Origin of the sequence: Sporolactobacillus sp. KGMB 08714 (genome assembly GCF_036598985.1) — a bacterium.
Classification (GTDB): Bacteria; Bacillota; Bacilli; order Bacillales; family Sporolactobacillaceae; genus Sporolactobacillus.
On the sequence record NZ_JAUUBW010000016.1, the window covers coordinates 42,579 to 59,931 of the forward strand.

Annotated in this window: 16 protein-coding genes; 14 read left to right on the plus strand and 2 right to left on the minus strand. The window is 50.0% G+C overall.

From position 1 onward, the window contains the following. Positions 1-712: 712 nt before the first annotated feature. The gene (locus tag Q6A92_RS08995; RefSeq protein ID WP_332237803.1) at positions 713-1,087 is read right to left on the minus strand and encodes a YmaF family protein; all 375 of its coding nucleotides are present in this window, start codon (positions 1,085-1,087) and stop codon (positions 713-715) included. 180 nt (positions 1,088-1,267) lie between these two features. On the opposite strand from Q6A92_RS08995, the gene Q6A92_RS20285 reads away from it, so the two are divergent. The 7 genes from Q6A92_RS20285 (at position 1,268) to mtaB (ending at position 9,532) form a co-directional block, all read left to right on the plus strand. Then, positions 1,268-1,417: an FbpB family small basic protein gene (locus tag Q6A92_RS20285; RefSeq protein WP_443029711.1), complete on the plus strand. Its 150-nt coding sequence runs from the start codon at positions 1,268-1,270 to the stop codon at positions 1,415-1,417. Between the two features lie 351 nt (positions 1,418-1,768). Then, a complete protein-coding gene (gene hrcA, locus Q6A92_RS09000) occupies positions 1,769-2,800 on the plus strand; it encodes a heat-inducible transcriptional repressor HrcA (protein ID WP_274397999.1) in 1,032 nt (343 codons plus the stop codon). A gap of 30 nt (positions 2,801-2,830) precedes the next feature. After that, positions 2,831-3,520 carry a nucleotide exchange factor GrpE gene (gene grpE, locus Q6A92_RS09005; RefSeq protein WP_274397998.1) on the plus strand — a complete coding sequence of 230 codons (690 nt, stop codon included), beginning with the start codon at positions 2,831-2,833 and terminating at the stop codon, positions 3,518-3,520. Positions 3,521-3,574: 54 nt separating this feature from the next. Continuing rightward, positions 3,575-5,446, plus strand: coding sequence for a molecular chaperone DnaK (dnaK, locus tag Q6A92_RS09010; protein WP_332237806.1), 1,872 nt, complete (start codon positions 3,575-3,577; stop codon positions 5,444-5,446). A gap of 247 nt (positions 5,447-5,693) precedes the next feature. Next, a complete protein-coding gene (gene dnaJ / locus Q6A92_RS09015) occupies positions 5,694-6,833 on the plus strand; it encodes a molecular chaperone DnaJ (RefSeq protein ID WP_332237807.1) in 1,140 nt (379 codons plus the stop codon). Between the two features lie 130 nt (positions 6,834-6,963). Beyond that, complete coding sequence (gene prmA / locus Q6A92_RS09020) at positions 6,964-7,908, plus strand: 50S ribosomal protein L11 methyltransferase (protein ID WP_274397995.1); 945 nt, start codon at positions 6,964-6,966, stop codon at positions 7,906-7,908. Positions 7,909-8,179: 271 nt separating this feature from the next. Continuing rightward, on the plus strand, positions 8,180-9,532 hold the full coding sequence (gene mtaB, locus Q6A92_RS09025) for a tRNA (N(6)-L-threonylcarbamoyladenosine(37)-C(2))-methylthiotransferase MtaB (RefSeq protein WP_274397994.1): 1,353 nt from the start codon (positions 8,180-8,182) through the stop codon (positions 9,530-9,532). A gap of 31 nt (positions 9,533-9,563) precedes the next feature. Here mtaB and Q6A92_RS09030 read toward each other — a convergent pair whose 3' ends face one another. Then, the gene (locus tag Q6A92_RS09030) at positions 9,564-10,487 is read right to left on the minus strand and encodes a Na/Pi symporter (protein WP_332237808.1); all 924 of its coding nucleotides are present in this window, start codon (positions 10,485-10,487) and stop codon (positions 9,564-9,566) included. Between the two features lie 263 nt (positions 10,488-10,750). Between Q6A92_RS09030 and rpsU the strand changes: the two genes are divergently transcribed. The 7 genes from rpsU (at position 10,751) to Q6A92_RS09065 (ending at position 17,261) form a co-directional block, all read left to right on the plus strand. Next, positions 10,751-10,930 (plus strand): 30S ribosomal protein S21, encoded by a 180-nt coding sequence (gene rpsU, locus Q6A92_RS09035; RefSeq protein ID WP_093669959.1) that lies wholly within the window; start codon positions 10,751-10,753, stop codon positions 10,928-10,930. A 15-nt stretch (positions 10,931-10,945) separates the two neighbouring features. Further along, positions 10,946-11,389: a GatB/YqeY domain-containing protein gene (locus Q6A92_RS09040; RefSeq protein WP_274397992.1), complete on the plus strand. Its 444-nt coding sequence runs from the start codon at positions 10,946-10,948 to the stop codon at positions 11,387-11,389. Between the two features lie 118 nt (positions 11,390-11,507). Further along, positions 11,508-12,509, plus strand: a complete 1,002-nt coding sequence (gene floA / locus Q6A92_RS09045) for a flotillin-like protein FloA (protein WP_274397990.1) — start codon at positions 11,508-11,510, stop codon at positions 12,507-12,509. A 33-nt stretch (positions 12,510-12,542) separates the two neighbouring features. Beyond that, on the plus strand, positions 12,543-13,040 hold the full coding sequence (locus Q6A92_RS09050; protein WP_274397989.1) for a hypothetical protein: 498 nt from the start codon (positions 12,543-12,545) through the stop codon (positions 13,038-13,040). 1,573 nt (positions 13,041-14,613) lie between these two features. After that, the gene (gene yqfC / locus Q6A92_RS09055) at positions 14,614-14,895 is read left to right on the plus strand and encodes a sporulation protein YqfC (RefSeq protein ID WP_274397988.1); all 282 of its coding nucleotides are present in this window, start codon (positions 14,614-14,616) and stop codon (positions 14,893-14,895) included. A gap of 14 nt (positions 14,896-14,909) precedes the next feature. Continuing rightward, positions 14,910-16,127 carry a sporulation protein YqfD gene (gene yqfD / locus Q6A92_RS09060; protein WP_274397987.1) on the plus strand — a complete coding sequence of 406 codons (1,218 nt, stop codon included), beginning with the start codon at positions 14,910-14,912 and terminating at the stop codon, positions 16,125-16,127. Positions 16,128-16,301: 174 nt separating this feature from the next. Beyond that, positions 16,302-17,261: a PhoH family protein gene (locus Q6A92_RS09065; protein WP_332237811.1), complete on the plus strand. Its 960-nt coding sequence runs from the start codon at positions 16,302-16,304 to the stop codon at positions 17,259-17,261. Positions 17,262-17,353: the final 92 nt, after the last annotated feature.

Genomic DNA, 17,353 nt, shown 5'->3' on the forward strand with positions numbered 1-17,353 from the left:
GCACCGAATAAGGGCAGACGCACCGAATTGGTCAGAACTCGCACCGAAATAGGAGAAAGTCGCACCGAATCGGGCAGAACTTGCACCGAATCGCTGGAATGCCGCACCGAATCAGGCAGAACTCGCACCGAAACGTTAACGGCCCTGTTTGTCGATTTTATGCACCGTCCGATGCTTATGTGCAGCGTCATTCGTCCTGGTAAATATTTCCTGTCCGGCAATCAATTTTTTGCAAATAAAAAATGGTGCGGGAATCGAACAAATGCTCATGAAACGGCTGACGGCAGTGACCTTCCTGAAGGGTAAGAGGTCATTTTTACTATGGCACCGCGTTTAGACATTAAACGGCGCAAATTCGGAAAATGATGCTTCCGTATCCTGGCGCAGCCGTCTCTGGGCCCGGGCAATGAGGAACTTTACCGATGAGGAACTTTCCCATTGACCGTTTACCGGCTGCGCGGACAGCAACTGGATGATCGGCGCATGAACAAACGGAGTCATCCAGTTAAAAAAATAGCATTGGCTCCTCCATCGCCAATACTTGTGACGGCCACATGTACCATCCACTCTAACTTTATTTTAAATCACGTACATTAAAAACAGTTTAATGCCGGGTTAAGAAATAATGATTTTACGCGCGGGCCGCAGCGGCCGGTCGGACTGAACGAAGAAATAGTAAAGGGAGCCCCGGGCGGCACGGCATTTTGATAAATTATGAGCCTGTTTTGCCGGCGTAACGATGAGAATGCGGGGTTGCTCCGTTTACAGTAGTCGTGCCTTTGAACTCATGATAGTGCCTGCCGTCCGGAAGAGAAATGGCAGGGCCTGTAATGCTTGATATCTCATGATGATGCCCGTCGTCAAACGATGTAAACGTGAAATAACGGTGCGTATGCGGGACTCCGCTTGGAGCAGGTTCGGTCGTTCCGGCATATCCGTGGGCGTGCCCGGCATCAAAGGAAGTGACACCGCGAAACGGATGGACATGAACCGGCCCGCTGTCCCAGCTTGTTATAAAAAGCTGATGCGCATGAAGCGGATCTGAATCGTCTGAAGAATACATGAATCCGTAAATCGGCATTTTCATTTAACAGACTTCCTTTTAAAAGAAAGATTGATGAAACGGTAATCTATATTCATGGACTTTCGGATTAGAACGGGACGTTTTCATTCGATAATAAGACTCTATTTTTACAAAATTTTAATTCTTTATTAATGCTGTACGTTTATAATAAACAACGTTAGAAAAACAGAAAGGATGATCGGGATGAAAAGAAGGCCGTCGTATATTCAACTGGTGAGAACAAATAGATCCGAAATATTGGGAGACAAAGAAACGCTGGAAAGAATAGATCTGATCATCGAACAAAGGCGCATGAAAGAAAATCAAAAGCGGGCCGATCGGTTAAGAAAATAAAAAGGGGCCGGAAAGACGGGCTCCTTTTTTGTTGTGAAAAACAGTATTCACGGGACGAACGCTTAAAGGGCCGAGCAAGATGGGCCCCTTTTTATGTGAATTCCGGATTATGTATGTTCTTTTCCAATCTTTTTGCTTCATTCCGACCGTAAGATTACAATCGGCCGCTGCGATTATTGTTGGTAATACTTTTTATAAAATCAATGAATTAATGTATAATGATCAACGTTAATTATTCATGTTTTTTATCAGATGAAATCTCTTAAAACATTGACAAATGAGCGGGAAGTTGTTAAATTTTAATGTAGAATTAGCACTCGGATAAAGAGAGTGCTAACAGAGGTGATAAGGATGTTAACAGAACGCCAGTTGTTTTTGCTGCAGCTTCTTGTTAATGACTATATTCTCTCTGCCGAACCCGTGGGGTCCCGTTCGATAGCAAAGCGTGACGACGTTCATTACAGTCCGGCGACGATCCGGAATGAGCTGGCGGATTTGGAGGAGATGGGTTATCTCGAAAAGACACATATGTCTTCCGGGCGGGTGCCTTCGGAGAAGGGCTACCGCTTCTATGTGGATCATTTGCTTTCACCCATTATGCTGACCGATAAGGAAATGTCCGATATTCGCAGGGTGTACCATCAGCAGTTTACCGAGACTGAACAATTGATCCGGGTGACTGCCAGGCTGCTTTCCGAATTCACGAATTATACGGCGATTATGCTGGGGCCTGAATTGCTTGAGACGAAGCTGAGGCACATTGAGCTGATCAAACTGTCGGAAGAGCAGGGTGTGATTATCATCGTGACCGACACCGGACATGTTGAAAACAAACTTGTGTCTTTTCCGGAAGGAGTCAACACGGAGGATATTGAGAAAATCGTTAACATTTTGAACGAAAAGCTGAATATGGTTCCGTTGTATCAGCTGCAAAGCCGTCTCGATACAGAGATCAGAGACGTGCTGAAGCAGAATGTCAGCAGCTACGAGCGTGTGATGGATCTTCTGAGCGAAGGTCTGACGATCAGCGATCCGGAAAAGATCTTTTACAGCGGCAGAAGCAAGATGCTGGCTCAGCCCGAGTTTCAGAATGTTGATAGAATCATCTCGCTTTTTAATGTATTTGAAGGAAAAGAAATTGTTCGTGAACTGATGAGTATGCCGTCCGAAGGCCTGCAAATCCGCATTGGCGGGGAGAACAAGCTGGTCGGGATTAAAGACTGCAGCCTGATAACGACGACTTATTCGGCCGGCGGCGAGCATCTGGGAACCGTTGCTGTGATCGGTCCGACACGTATGGCCTATCCTCGTGTTGTCACGCTGATTGATGTTTTATCCAAAATATTGACAAAAAGTTTAAGTGAAAGGAAAAGCATGGCATAGCGCCGTTGCATTTTTTCGGGAGGTGAGCCTATGGCTAAACAGACGAATGAAGAGATAAGAAAAGATGTGGCAGGAAATACTGATGATCAAACAGATCAGCCGAAGGTAGAAAAGAAACCTGAAGAAGAGAGGAAAACGGAAGAAAAAAAGAAGGAAGCTGCCGTGCCGGAAGCCGAAGGTGAGGTACAGGACCGGCACGAGGAAGCATCGGATGAAAAGGCTGCCGATCAGCCGGATGCGCAATTGCTTGCCGAACAGGTTGAAGAATTGACGGCTGAGATCGGCTCTCTGAAAAAGGAGAAAGAGGATCTGAAAAATCGCCTGCTTCGTGCGCAGGCTGATTTTGAAAATTACAGAAAGCGCACGAACAAAGAAAAAGCGGATGCAAGAAAATACCGCGCTCAGGATCTGACATCGGATTTGCTTGAAATTCTGGATAATTTTAAGCGGGCACTGGATGTCGAGACCGCGTCTGAGGACGGGGCGGCTCTGAAAAAGGGTATGGAAATGGTGCTGAACAGATTCGAAGCGGCGCTTAAAAAGGAAGGTGTCGAAGAAATTGACTCCCTCGGAAAACCATTCGATCCGAACTTTCATCAGGCCGTGATGCAGGAAGAAAGCCAGGAACACGAGAGCGGTACAGTGATCCAGGTGCTTCAGGCAGGTTATACATTGAACGGACGGATCCTCCGTCCGGCAATGGTCAAAGTCAGTGCCTGATTTTACGGCACTGACTCAACATTTTGTTTCTAATACATTTAGGGGGAAATGAGAATGAGTAAAATCATCGGTATCGATTTAGGTACGACAAACTCGTGTGTGGCGATTATGGAAGGCGGGGAACCCGTTGTCATCCCGAATCCCGAAGGCGGCCGCACAACTCCGTCTGCCGTCGCCTTCAAAAACGGCGAACGCCAGGTCGGCGAAGTAGCCAAACGGCAGGCCGTCACCAACCCGAACACGGTGCTTTCCATCAAACGCCACATGGGTTCCGATTACAAAGTAGAAATCGAAGGGAAAAAATATACACCGCAGGAAATTTCAGCGATCATTCTGCAGAAGCTGAAATCGGACGCTGAAGCCTATCTCGGGGAATCCGTGGAAAAAGCAGTCATTACCGTCCCGGCTTACTTTAATGACGCGCAGCGCCAGGCAACAAAGGACGCCGGCAAGATTGCCGGACTGGACGTTCTGCGTATCATTAATGAACCGACGGCGGCATCACTCGCTTATGGACTGGATAAGGGTGAAGATCAGACGATTCTTGTCTTTGACCTTGGCGGCGGTACTTTTGATGTGTCGATTCTCGAACTTGGGGACGGCATTTTCGAAGTCAAAGCGACGGCGGGCAACAACCGCCTCGGCGGAGACGACTTTGACCAGCGAATCATTGACTATCTGATCGCTCAGTTTAAAAAAGATAACGGCATTGATTTGTCCGGTGATAAAATGGCGCTTCAGCGGCTGAAAGATGCCTCTGAAAAAGCCAAAAAGGAGCTGTCGGGTGTTTCTCAGACTCAGATTTCTCTTCCGTTTATTTCAGCGGACGCAACCGGTCCGAAACACCTCGAAGTCAACCTGACGCGCGCCAAGTTCGACGAATTGACTGCCGATCTCGTTGAATCGACGATGGGTCCGGTTCGCCAGGCACTGTCCGACGCCGATATGACGATGGACGACATCGACAAAATTATTCTGGTCGGCGGATCGACCCGTGTTCCCGCGGTTCAGAACGCAATCAAGAATCTGACCGGCAAAGAACCGAGCAAGGGTGTCAATCCCGATGAAGTCGTTGCCGTCGGTGCAGCGATTCAGGGGGGTGTGCTGACCGGGGATGTAAAGGATGTCGTACTGCTTGATGTGACTCCGCTGTCCCTTGGAATTGAAACGATGGGCGGAGTATTCACCAAACTGATCGACCGTAATACAACGATTCCGACAAGCAAATCCCAGGTCTTCTCAACGGCTGCCGACAATCAGACGGCTGTCGATATTCATGTGCTCCAGGGTGAACGTCAGATGGCTGCGGACAACAAGACACTCGGCCGTTTCCAGCTTAATGACATTCCGCCGGCTCCGCGCGGCATTCCTCAGATCGAAGTCACATTCGAGATCGACGCCAACGGAATTGTCAATGTCAAAGCGAAGGACAAGGGCACCAACAAAGAGCAGTCGATCACCATTAAATCTTCGTCGGGCCTGAGCGAGAATGAAATCGACAAAATGGTTAAAGACGCTGAAGCGAATGCCGATGCCGATAAAAAACGGCGGGAAGAAGTCGATCTGCGCAACGAATCGGATCAGCTGATTTTTTCAACAGAAAAAACGCTGAAGGATCTTGGCGATAAGGTGGACGGATCGGAGAAAGCCAAGGCAAACGATGCCAAGGATAAACTGAAGAAGGCACTTGAAGGCAAGGATATCGAAGCGATTAAGAAAGCCAAGGATGAATTGAATGAAATCGTTCAGCAGCTTTCCGTTAAACTTTATCAGCAGGCGGCTCAGAATGCCCAGGGCGCCAAGAACACCGGGACTTCAAACGGCGGAGATGCAAACGGAGATTCAAAAGGAAAGAAGAAAGATGACGATGTCGTCGATGCGGATTATAAAGAAGTCAATGATGACGACAAGAACAAGAAAAACTGATGCAGCGTAAACGAACACCGGCACGCAAGGTCGCTGAATGATCGAAGGATAAAGTCGAAGTCAGGCACGGGTCTTGGCTTTGGCTTTTTCTTGCTTAATCGCCAGTCCGAATGGTATGATTTATTTTATACGATTACAAAGCAAAAACGACCGGTTGAAAGTAAATAAGAGACACTTAAGCCGGGCTGCAGCCTGAGGCCCGGCTTGCCAGGTTTTCTATATGCAAAGTCATTTCGGGAGTGATTTGATGAGTAAACGGGATTATTACGAGATCCTCGGGGTGAGCAAGGATGCCTCGAAAGACGAGATTAAAAAGGCCTTTCGGCAATTGGCGAGAAAGTATCATCCCGATGTAAACAAGAGTCCGGGTGCAGCGGAAAAATTCAAGGAAGTTAAAGATGCCTACGAAGTTCTGAGCAATCCGGAAAAAAAGGCAAATTACGATCAGTACGGTGAAGCCGACCCGAATCAGGGCTTTGGCGGTCAGGGTTTTGGCGGCCAAGGCTTCGGCGGTTCCGATTTCGGCGGCTTCGGCGATATCTTTGATCAGATTTTCAATGGCGGATCGAGAAGGCGCGACCCGAATGCGCCGAGGCAGGGATCCGACCTTCAATATGAAATGTCGATCACCTTCGAAGAAGCTGCTTTCGGCAAAACGACGGAGATCAGGATTCCGAAGGAAGAAACATGCACAACGTGTCACGGGACCGGAGCCCAGCCGGGCACAAAACCGGAGAGCTGCCCGCACTGTCACGGGACCGGCCAGCTGAACACCGAACAAAATACGCCTTTCGGACGGATTGTTAACCGGCGCGTCTGCCCTTATTGCCACGGTACAGGTAAGGTTGTCAAGAGCCCGTGCCATACGTGCGGCGGCAACGGCAGAGTGAAAATCAACAAGAAAATCGAGGTCAAAATACCGGCGGGAATCGATGACGGCCAGCAAATCCGCCTGTCCGGACAGGGCGAGGCAGGCGTGAACGGCGGTCCTTCGGGAGATCTCTATATCGTGTTCACAGTTAAACCGCATAAATTTTATCGCCGTTCCGGCGACAACGTCTTCTTGGAAGTCCCGCTCAGCTTTGCTCAGGTGGCCTTAGGCGATGAAATCGAAGTACCGACCCTCTACGGAAAAGTCAAGCTGCGGATCCCGGCGGGAACACAGACCGGGACGAAATTCCGGCTGAAAGGCAAGGGCATCAAAAATGTCAGAGGATACGGGCAGGGCGATGAACATGTAACGGTTAAAGTGATCACACCGAAACATCTGTCGGAAGAAGAAAAAATGCTTTTCAGAAAGCTTTCAAGCCTTTCGGGCGGTTCAGCGAATCCGGAAAACGAAAGTATCTTTGACCGAATGAAAAAAAAAGTATTTAAGGCCGACTGAACAGGGACACCCGGAGACAGTGCAAATGTCTTTTCAAGCGGCAGGCTTCCGCTTTTTTTGAAACAAGCGGAGGGTTCGGCCTTCTCCGGCATTTGAGCTATCTCTAAGACGGAAACGGAGCTTATGACTGATGAAATGGTCGGAAATCTGTATTCATACAACCGAAGAAGCCATTGAACCGATTACAAACATTCTTTATGAAGCAGGTGCGGGCGGTGTCGTCATTGAGGACTCCAATGACCTGCAGAAAGAATGGAAACGGGATAACGGTGAGGTTTATTCTCTGGACCCCGACGATTATCCGCAAGAGGGGGTCAATGTGAAAGCCTATTTTCCCGTAAACAGCTTTCTCGGCGAAACCGTCGCGGAAATCAAACAGTCGGTGAACGACCTGCTTCTCTATGATATCGATCTGGGAGAAAATCGATTGACGTTCAGTGAACGCAATGAAGAAGAATGGGCATCGGGCTGGAAGAAGTATTATAAGCCCGTCACGGTCGGCAGACATTTTGTGATTACTCCGACATGGGTTGATTACCGTCAGAAGCCGGCGGAACGGCAGCTGATTGAACTGGATCCGGGAATGGCTTTCGGTACGGGGACGCATCCGACGACTGTACTGTGTATTGAAGCTCTGGAACGGTACATGCCCGAAGACGCGAGAGTACTCGATGTCGGCACGGGCACGGGGGTGCTGTCGATTGCGGCGGCGAAACTGGGTGCCGGCAAAGTCCTGGCCGTCGATCTTGACCGGGTAGCCGTCCAGTCGGCAAGACTGAACGTGAAATTGAACAAGGTTCAGGATATTGTGGAAGTCAGGCAGAATAATCTGGCCGATAATATTGAGCCCGGCTTTGACGTGATCGTCGGCAATCTGCTGGCAGAACTTGTTATAAGGCTTGTCAAAGACGGCGCAGCCCGCATCATCAGGCCGGATGGATTGCTGATTGCTTCGGGCATCATTAAGACAAAGAAGGATCAGGTTGTCGCGGCACTTGCTGCGTCCGGCTTTCATGTCTGCGACAGCCTGGAAAGCGGGGACTGGGTGGCCTTGGTCACTAAGAAGAGGCCTTGAATGTTGCCGGGTGATCATTTCCGGAGAGCGGCCGGGTCGGCAAAAGCGGCTGTTCCGCCCTGCTTCTTTTATCGGGCAATGTGAGAACCGGAATGCCCAATGATGATTTGGAAAAGGGCTTTCGCGATGAAACCGAACAGCGAAACGCTCTGCTTCTCTTCCTGCGGTTTCGTCTCACGAATCATGGAGGGGTATGACTCGCTGCTCTGTACTTTCTGTCCCGGGATCCGATCATTTTTGAATTATTAGAACGCGAGGTGGATCGATAAAAATGCCTTCTGTCGCTTTTCATACATTAGGTTGTAAAGTCAATCATTATGAAACGGAAGCCATCTGGCAGCTGTTTCAGAAACAGGGATATGACCGCAGAGATTTTGAAAAAACCGCCGATGTCTACGTCATTAATACGTGTACGGTTACGAATACCGGTGATCAGAAAAGCCGCCAGGTGATCCGCCGCGCGATCCGCAGCAATCCGGACGCTGTGATCTGTGTAACCGGCTGCTACGCTCAGACGTCCCCGGCGGAGGTGCTTTCGATACCGGGTGTGGATATCGTCGTCGGTACACAGGACAGAAGCAGGTTGCTCGATTTTGTCGATCAGTACCGAAAAGAGCGCGAACCGATCAACGGTGTCTCAGACATCATGAAAGCGAAAGTCTATGAAGAACTTGATGTCCCCGTTTTCACAGACCGGACACGGGCGTCCCTGAAGATTCAGGAAGGCTGTAATAATTTCTGTACGTTCTGCATCATTCCCTGGGCACGCGGCCTGCTTCGTTCCCGGACGCCGGAGAATGTGCTGAAACAGGCGCAGCAGCTTGTGAACGCGGGCTATCGGGAAATTGTCCTGACCGGGATTCATACAGCGGGCTACGGCGAGGATATGGAAAATTACAGTTTCGCACAGTTGCTGCGCGATCTGGAAAGGAATGTTGACGGTCTGAAAAGGCTGCGTATCTCTTCCATTGAAGCGAGCCAGATTACCGATGAAGTAGTCGATGTGATTCATCGCTCCCATATCGTGGCCAGACACCTGCACATTCCTCTTCAATCCGGCTCGGACGGCGTCTTAAAAAGAATGCACCGGAAATATACGACAGCCTTCTTTGCCGATAAGATTGCCGGCCTGCGCCGGGCTCTTCCGGATTTCGCCCTGACTTCAGACGTCATCGTCGGCTTTCCGGGAGAAACGGATGAGGAGTTTGAAGAAACCTGTGATTTTATTCGCCGACTGAAATTTTCGGAGCTTCATGTGTTCCCGTATTCTCAGAGAACCGGCACGCCTGCCGCCCGAATGGCGGATCAGGTGCCCGTCGATGTGAAGCATCGACGTGTGGAGCGTTTGATCGGCCTGTCTAACAGGCTTTCGGAAGAATATGCGGCGAAGTACAAAGGCAGCGTGCTGGAAGTCATTCCTGAAGAACCGCTTAATCATCATGAACAAGACGGGTACTTTGTCGGCTTTACAGACAATTATCTGAAAGTCAAATTCCATTATCCGTCCCGCGATATTATCGGAAAACTGGTTCGTGTCAAGATCACCGAAACGGGCTATCCGATCAACGAGGGCCGTTTTGTCCGCATTCTCGATGATCGCGAACAGCCGGCAACGACGTACTGAAACAGCGGGCGGAGGCAACAGAGAATCTGCCTTATTTGAGCGGGTTCTTTTCCACCCAGCGCCCGTACGGACCGACAAGAGGAACGGCGAGAAGGGCTGTAATCAGATTGAAAAGAACCGATGTATGCGCAAGTGCTGTCCGGTCGCTGCCGGCGATAAACAGCGACAAATCGGCCATCGGATGAATGAACGGAAAGAAAAGCAGAACGCTCAGCACATTGAACAGAATATGTGTATAGGCTGTCCATCTGCCGGCTCTGCCCGTACCGAGGCTGGCAATATAGGTTGTCACGCACGTTCCGATATTTGCGCCGAGCATGATCGCAATCGCCGGGGGAAGCGACAGAATGCCGTGGTCGAGGAATCCCATGCAGACGAGCGTGGCTGCGGAACTTGACTGGATAATTGCTGAAAACAGCGTACCGACGACAACGGAAAAAAACAAATTGCCGTTAGCGTCTGCGAGCAGGTCGGATATGAACGGCGATTGAACAAGCGGTTCGGCAAGCGAACTGAAGCCGGCCATCGATGCGAAAAGACAGCCGATTCCGAAGAACAGCGCACCGATAGACAGGCTGTGACGGAAGGGGAGGCACATGATCGCCAGACCGGCAGCAAGCAATATGTAGTGGAACGATCCGATCGGCAGTGCGGCAATTTCACCGGTGAGCGTTGTCCCAATGTTGGCCCCGAGTATGATGCCCACGGTCTGCGAGAAACGGAGCGCATTCGCGCCGATCAGTCCGACCGTAATGATCGCCACGGCCGAACTGCTTTGCAGTAAAATGGATGCCAATGTGCCGATTGCCAGCCCTTTCATAGGCGTGTCGGCCGCATGCTCCAGAATGCGGCGCATGCGATCGCCGACGAGTCGATGCATACCACCGGTCATGACACCCATGCCGAGCATAAAAAGAAGAATATAGAAAATAAAGACGAGGACCTGATGGTTCACCTTGATCACCTCGTCCTATTCTATTAAAGAGACGGATTTTCGATGACTTAAAAAAGAGGACATGTTTCCAAAACTGCCCGACAGGGCGGGCGCACCGGCGCCTTTCGTGTTTTTTTCAGCCGTCCTGAAAAAAAAGCCCGTCCTCCACTGGGCAAAACTCATCGTTTTTAATTTGATCATTTATGGTCTATCGTATATAATGTCTAGTGACATGCAGAGATGTCATTTTAAGTTGTTGTGCTTTTGGAGGGAGGGAAACATAGATGGTCGAAACAAGGGTTCGGAAAAATGAATCAATTGAAGATGCTCTGAGACGTTTTAAACGGTCGGTTTCTAAATCCGGGACTTTAGCGGAAGTGAAGAAACGGAGGAACTATGAGAAACCAAGTGTAAAACGGAAGAAAAAATCTGAGGCTGCGCGTAAAAAGCGTCGCAGATTCTGAGAAGGGGTTTTATAAATGAGCCTTGTTGATCGTCTGACAACAGACATGAAGCAGGCGATGAAAGCGAAAGATAAAGCCAGGCTTTCCGTCATTCGCATGATCAAGACATCGCTGCAGAATGAGTCGATCAAGAACGGTAAACCTTTATCGGAAGACGAGGCATTGACGGTTCTGACCCGAGAACTTAAACAGAGGAAAGACTCCCTCCGAGAGTTTGAGAATGCGGGACGGCAGGATCTTGTTGACGAAGTCAGCAATGAAATTGCAATCGTTCAATCCTATATGCCTGAACAGCTGTCTGATGATGAGATCCTGTTCATTATAGAAAAAGCAATTTCTGAAGTCGGCGCCCAGTCAAGCGCCGACATCGGCAAAGTCATGAAGGCTGTCATGCCGAAAGTGAAAGGCCGCGCCGACGGAAGCCAGATTAATCGTCTGGTGCGCAAGAAGTTAAGTTAAAGACAAAAGCTCTGTTTGCAGTGAAAGACAAACAGAGCTTAATTTCTGATTGGAGCTTAATAAATTTTTTCGGGAAAGAAAGAGAAAACCAATAATTGATAAATAGGGGTTGAAAGCTGTGTCGACATCAACGGTAAGCGTTTTAATCATTGCCGCACTGATTATTATCGCAATTGTCGTTCTTTTCACCTTTGTTCCGATTATGCTTTGGGTATCGGCCCTTTCATCCGGAGTCCGTATCAGCATTTTTACATTGATTGGTATGCGTCTGAGACGAGTTATTCCGCGCCGCGTCATTGATCCGCTGATCAAAGCAACCAAAGCCGGCCTCGATCTGCACACCAATCAGCTCGAAAGCCACTATCTGGCCGGAGGCAATGTGGACCGCGTCGTTAACGCGCTGATAGCGGCGCACCGCGCGAATATCGAGCTGACCTTTGAGCGGGCGGCGGCCATTGATCTGGCCGGGCGGAATGTACTTGAGGCTGTCCAGATGAGCGTCAATCCCAAAGTTATTGAGACACCGTACATTGCCGGTGTCGCGATTAACGGGATTGAAGTCAAGGTCAAGGCGAGGATTACCGTTCGCGCAAACATCGACCGGCTGGTCGGCGGTGCCGGAGAAGAAACCGTTCTGGCCCGTGTCGGCGAAGGCGTTGTCAGTACCATCGGAGCGTCGCATACGCACAAGGATGTTTTGAAAAATCCGGACGCCATTTCTAAGACCGTTCTTCAGAAGGGCCTTGATGCCGGTACGGCGTTCGAAATCCTTTCCATTGATATTGCCGATGTCGACGTCGGCAAGAACATCGGAGCCTTCCTGCAAACCGAACAGGCCGAGGCGGACAAAAATATTGCTCAGGCAAAAGCGGAAGAGCGCAGAGCGATGGCTGTGGCCAGCGAGCAGGAAATGCGTGCCCGTGTAGAGGAAATGCGTGCCAAGGTCGTTGAGGCAGAATCGGAGGTACCGCTTGCGATGGCCACCGCACTAAAAGAAGGGAAGCTCGGCGTCATGGATTACATGAACTACAACAACATCAAGGCCGATACGGAGATGCGCCATTCATTCGGCAACAACGGGGAAAGCGATGACAATTCTTCGGGGGATGAATATAAGTAATCGCATTCCGGGCGGGAAGGAGATGTTCAAGGGATGGGGTTTGCCTCGATTATCTTTGCCGTGATCATTTTGCTGTTTTATGTTGCCCGATCGGTGGAAAAACAGAATGCACAGGAGCGCGCGCGGCGTGCAGCAAGAAGCGGACGACGCACGGCTGTTCCTGAAGATCGGTCTCATGAAGAAGGCAGCTCCGGTTCCTCCCCGGAAAAAGAGGCCGGTAACAGCGGATCTGATCCGGAGCCGCTAAATAGCCAGGGTGCGGAACCCGCGGAGCAGAGACCGCTTTTTCAGGAGACAAGCGATCGGCTGGCCCGCTCCCAAGCAAAAAGAATGGCTCCATCCGGGCGGCGTACGATCGAGAGAAGCCCGGCCGGCGTTTCTTCCGGAAAGTCAAAAATGCAATGGGCCGGAGACCGGCGCAGGATTCGCCGAGCTTTTATTTTCGCGGTGTGCATCGGAAAACCGCGGGCGCTGGAACCGCATCAATACTTCGGAAAACAGAAAAGCCCGGGGAATAAATATAAAAACTGAGCCGATACCGGTTTCAGGTTTCGCTCAACAGGGAAGACGGACCGATTGATCCCCCTTCTTTGGCAGTTAACTAAAGTTGATAATCCGCGAAGCCATTCCGCGATCGATCTATGCTGATCCGGGTCTCATGGTTGAGCAATCGTCTCCGGGAATACGTTTGTGCAGAAAGATACAGCTTTTTAAAAACAGTCCGGCGATACATTTTGATTTTGCAGATGTGTCGCCGGTTTTTATTGCTCAGCTTTGAAAATAAACTCTTGATAAGATGTTCACTTGGAGCGGCCAGCAGTCATTCAAAAAAAGAATTGCTGACTCAGACAGCTGTTCCGTGATTGACGCACGGATTTAATGAAAAAAGACTCTATACCAAAGAAATGAACGACTGCGCGGTATAAACGGAACCTGCACAACGTCCGATCGGGTTTAGAAAACCGAACTCAGTGAGCGGGTCGCCCTGAATCGGCTACAGACGTGCCGAAACGCTGGAAACGCGCACCGAAAATTCGAGGTCGCACCAAATTGATCGGAACTCGCCCCCAATCCGTTTACAGTCGCCCCAAAAATTCGAGGTCGCACCGAATTGATCGGAACTCGCACCAAAACAGGGGAAAGTCGCCCCGAATCCGGCTACAGTCGCACCGAAAATTCGAGGTCGCACCAAATTGATCGGAACTCGCCCCAAAACAGGAGAAAGCCGCCCCCAATCCAGCTACAGTCGCACCAAAAATTCGAGGTCGCCCCGAATCGATCGGAACTCGCCCCGAATCCGGCTACAGTCGCACCGAAATTTCGAGGTCGCCCCGAATTGGTCAGAATTCGCACCGAAATAGAGAAAAGTCGCCCCCAATCCAGCTACAGTCGCACCAAAACAGGGGAAAGTCGCTCCGAATCCGTTTACAGTCGCCCCGAAACAGGAGGAAGTCGCACCAAATTGATCGGAACTCGCCACGAAACAGGAGAAAGTCGCCCCGAATTGGTCAGAACTCGCACCGAAAATTCAAGGTCGCACCAAATCGGTCAGAACTCGCACCGAAACGGGGGAAAGTCGCCCCGAATCCGGTTACACTCGCACCAAAACACCGTAAAGTTGCTCCGAAATATAAATCGAAATTCAGATCGGACCCGGCGGGGTTCATATAACTAAAAAGCTCCACTCATTGCCCATATCTTTTCAGCTTTTAATTTCATTCCTATCGATTTGATGCACCGGCCAATGCTCCTGCACCACTTCATTCGTTCTCAGTAAAGGACTTGTTTTTCCGGGCCCGGCGGTCAGCTTCCCTGTAAATGATGCCGCGATCTTTCCGCTGCCGGATCTACTTGCTGAAGCACTGCGGAAAATCAGCTGGGCGAGACAATTTGTCCGATCGAACAGCGGATCCCTGTGAAACAGAAGAAAATAGAATGACGTCGCGGTGTTGGCATCCAGAGCCCCCTTTTAAAGAAATTCATGAGCACGCAGCGAATCCGCGGAAAGCCCCCCGCTTTTAAATCCCCAGACACCAAATGATCCGGATTCAGTGTGCTAGGAGGACTGACTGGCACATAAGCTGTAAAGAGGTGGAGAGAGATCATGAAAAAATGGACCGCTCGGTTTAGGAAATGGTTTGCGGCTGTCTCCGACATACCCGCGGATGTTGTGATGGACTTACCGAGAATCACTCTGATCGGTCAGTTTCATCTCTCTATAGAAAATCACACAGAAGTTCTGGCCTTTTCACAGAATGAGCTGAAGCTTGCCCTGCAAAACGGCGAGCTGCACATCACTGGTGAAGGGTTTGTTTTGGAAAACGTTTTAGAAAAAGAGATATACCTTGAGGGACGTGTGAAAGATGTCCGGTTCGTCAATGACTGATAGAAGGGGGTGCGGTGGCGTTGACACATCGGATTCAGCATCCGGGAGGCTATCTGAAAGCAGTTATTACGGGTGCACAGACCGAACGGTTTATCACCCGCTGTGCTGAGGAAGGTATCCGGATGTGGCAAATCAGGCGCAGAAATGAGACAACCCTTGTTTGTTATATTGAGCTGACTGAGCCCGAAAAGCTGAAAAGCATGCTTAAGGAAACCGGAAGCCGCATTCGCATTCTGGATAAAAAGGGAGTCCCGTTCCTGTGGAGAAGCATCCGCTCCCGTCTTGGAATGGCCGCCGGCCTGTTCTTTTTTTTAGCGCTGTTATTTATTCTGTCTAATATGGTATGGGATGTGAAGGTGAACGGGGCGGATCCGAAACTCGAAGAGCAGATCCGATCATTGCTGAAGAACGAGCATCTTTATGTCGGCTCTCTTGAATTTTTCGTTCCGACGACCGATCGGCTCGAGTCCGGATTGTCGGCTAAGCTGACCAATGTGACATGGATCGGAGTTTCTCAGGACGGAACCCGTTATCAGATTGATGTGGTTCAGAAAAAGTATCCGAAGAAAAAAGAAACAACGGGGCCGAGAAATCTTGTCGCCACGAAGCGGGCCGTGATCCATCATATGTTTGTTGAAACCGGACAGCCTGTCGTCGAAAGCAATCAATTTGTCAAGCCCGGCCAGATTCTCGTTCTCGGCAGAATCGGAAACGAAAAGGATCCGAAATTTGTCTCCGCCAACGGGAAGGTCATCGGCGAAACCTGGTATCAGTCTGAAACGGCCATACCGCTGAAAAGCCGCTATACTTTATATACGGGAAAATCGTATACGCAGCACCGGCTCGTTTTCTGGGGCTGGTCCGTGCCGGTCTGGGGTTTTAAAACCAAGCCTTTCAAGAGCTGCGATCAGGAAACCACCCGCAAGCCGTTCCGTTTCCTGATCTGGGAACTCCCCATTTCCTATGAGCAGATTCTTTACCGGGAAAAACAAACCGTTGTCCGCAGCCTGAAAGAAAATGAAGCGCTTATAGAAGGAAAGGAGACGGCTGAAAAAAAATTGTTGAGTGAGCTTCCCGCTGACTCGGAAATTGTTTCTTCGACGATTGAAGATAAACGTACGGAGAGCGGCAAGCTGATCGTCCGCAGCCATTATATTGTTTATGAAAATATTGCCCGTCCGCAGCCGATTGATCCGGCGGCGGAACGGAAAAATCTGAAAGAGAAAGAATAAGCGTCCTGCAGACCGGAACGGAAGGCGGCGCCGTTTTCCGCCTGCTGATAATCGGTCCTAAATCGACGGAAGGCCGTTCTGCTGATTTTGAATAAAAAGCGATTGGAATTCAGGCGCTCACGTATGTTAAAATGAGAAAAAAGCGATCTGATTTTTGAGGAGGATAATCAAAGTTTGCCAGAACGCCAATTATACGGGATTACGATAGACTGGGATAATGCAAATGAAGCGCTGATGTTGTTTGGTCCGGGGGATGCCAACCTGAAGATTATCGAGAAGACACTGGGCATTTCCATTGTGACGCGCGGCGGCGTGGTCAGTGTCTCGACAGAAAATCAGAGCGATGTCCGGAAGGTTGAGCAGGTGCTCCGGGCTCTTCTGCAATTAATCAGGCGCGGTATTTCCGTCTCGGAACGGGACGCTGTTTATGCCTTGAAAATGGCAGAGAACGGCCAGCTGGATGCATTCGGCGATTTATATGAGACGGAAATTACAGCTAATGCGAAGGGAAAGCCTATCCGCGCGAAAACGCTCGGACAGCAAAAATATGTCCAGGCGATCAAAAAATTTGATATGGTGTTTGCTATCGGACCTGCCGGAACAGGAAAAACTTATCTTGCCGTCGTGATGGCCGTCGCCGCCATGAAGGCCGGAAAAGTAAAACGCCTCATTCTGACCCGGCCGGCTGTCGAAGCTGGAGAAAGCCTCGGTTTTCTCCCAGGCGATCTGAAAGAGAAGGTAGATCCTTACCTTCGTCCGCTTTATGACGCGCTCCATGACGTACTGGGCTCGGAACATACGCTCCGGCTGATCGAAAGAGGGACGATCGAGATCGCCCCGCTGGCCTACATGAGAGGGCGGACACTGGAAGATGCCTACGTTATCCTTGATGAAGCACAGAACACAACTCAGGAACAGATGAAAATGTTCCTGACCCGCCTTGGTTTCGGTTCGAAAATGATCATTACGGGGGACGTGACTCAGATCGATCTTCCGAAGGGGAAAAAATCGGGGCTGAAAACGGCAAGAGAATTACTGTCGCATATTGACGACATTGCTTTTATAGATCTGCACAGTACGGATGTCGTCCGTCATCCGCTCGTCCAGAAAATTATTCAGGCTTACGGAGACTGACAGATCGCCGATGAAAAATGAATGCATCCCGAGAAGGGGCCTGTTTCCCGGAAAACGATCGCGGTCGTTGCCGGAGATCGGTGGTGACTGAC

Coding starts and splice junctions, on each gene's coding strand:
- Q6A92_RS08995 (WP_332237803.1), bottom strand. CDS start 1,087: ATGAAAATGCCGATTTACGGATTCATGTATTCTTCAGACGATTCAGAT.
- Q6A92_RS20285 (WP_443029711.1), top strand. CDS start 1,268: ATGAAAAGAAGGCCGTCGTATATTCAACTGGTGAGAACAAATAGATCC.
- hrcA (WP_274397999.1), top strand. CDS start 1,769: ATGTTAACAGAACGCCAGTTGTTTTTGCTGCAGCTTCTTGTTAATGAC.
- grpE (WP_274397998.1), top strand. CDS start 2,831: ATGGCTAAACAGACGAATGAAGAGATAAGAAAAGATGTGGCAGGAAAT.
- dnaK (WP_332237806.1), top strand. CDS start 3,575: ATGAGTAAAATCATCGGTATCGATTTAGGTACGACAAACTCGTGTGTG.
- dnaJ (WP_332237807.1), top strand. CDS start 5,694: ATGAGTAAACGGGATTATTACGAGATCCTCGGGGTGAGCAAGGATGCC.
- prmA (WP_274397995.1), top strand. CDS start 6,964: ATGAAATGGTCGGAAATCTGTATTCATACAACCGAAGAAGCCATTGAA.
- mtaB (WP_274397994.1), top strand. CDS start 8,180: ATGCCTTCTGTCGCTTTTCATACATTAGGTTGTAAAGTCAATCATTAT.
- rpsU (WP_093669959.1), top strand. CDS start 10,751: ATGGTCGAAACAAGGGTTCGGAAAAATGAATCAATTGAAGATGCTCTG.
- Q6A92_RS09040 (WP_274397992.1), top strand. CDS start 10,946: ATGAGCCTTGTTGATCGTCTGACAACAGACATGAAGCAGGCGATGAAA.
- Q6A92_RS09050 (WP_274397989.1), top strand. CDS start 12,543: ATGGGGTTTGCCTCGATTATCTTTGCCGTGATCATTTTGCTGTTTTAT.
- yqfC (WP_274397988.1), top strand. CDS start 14,614: ATGAAAAAATGGACCGCTCGGTTTAGGAAATGGTTTGCGGCTGTCTCC.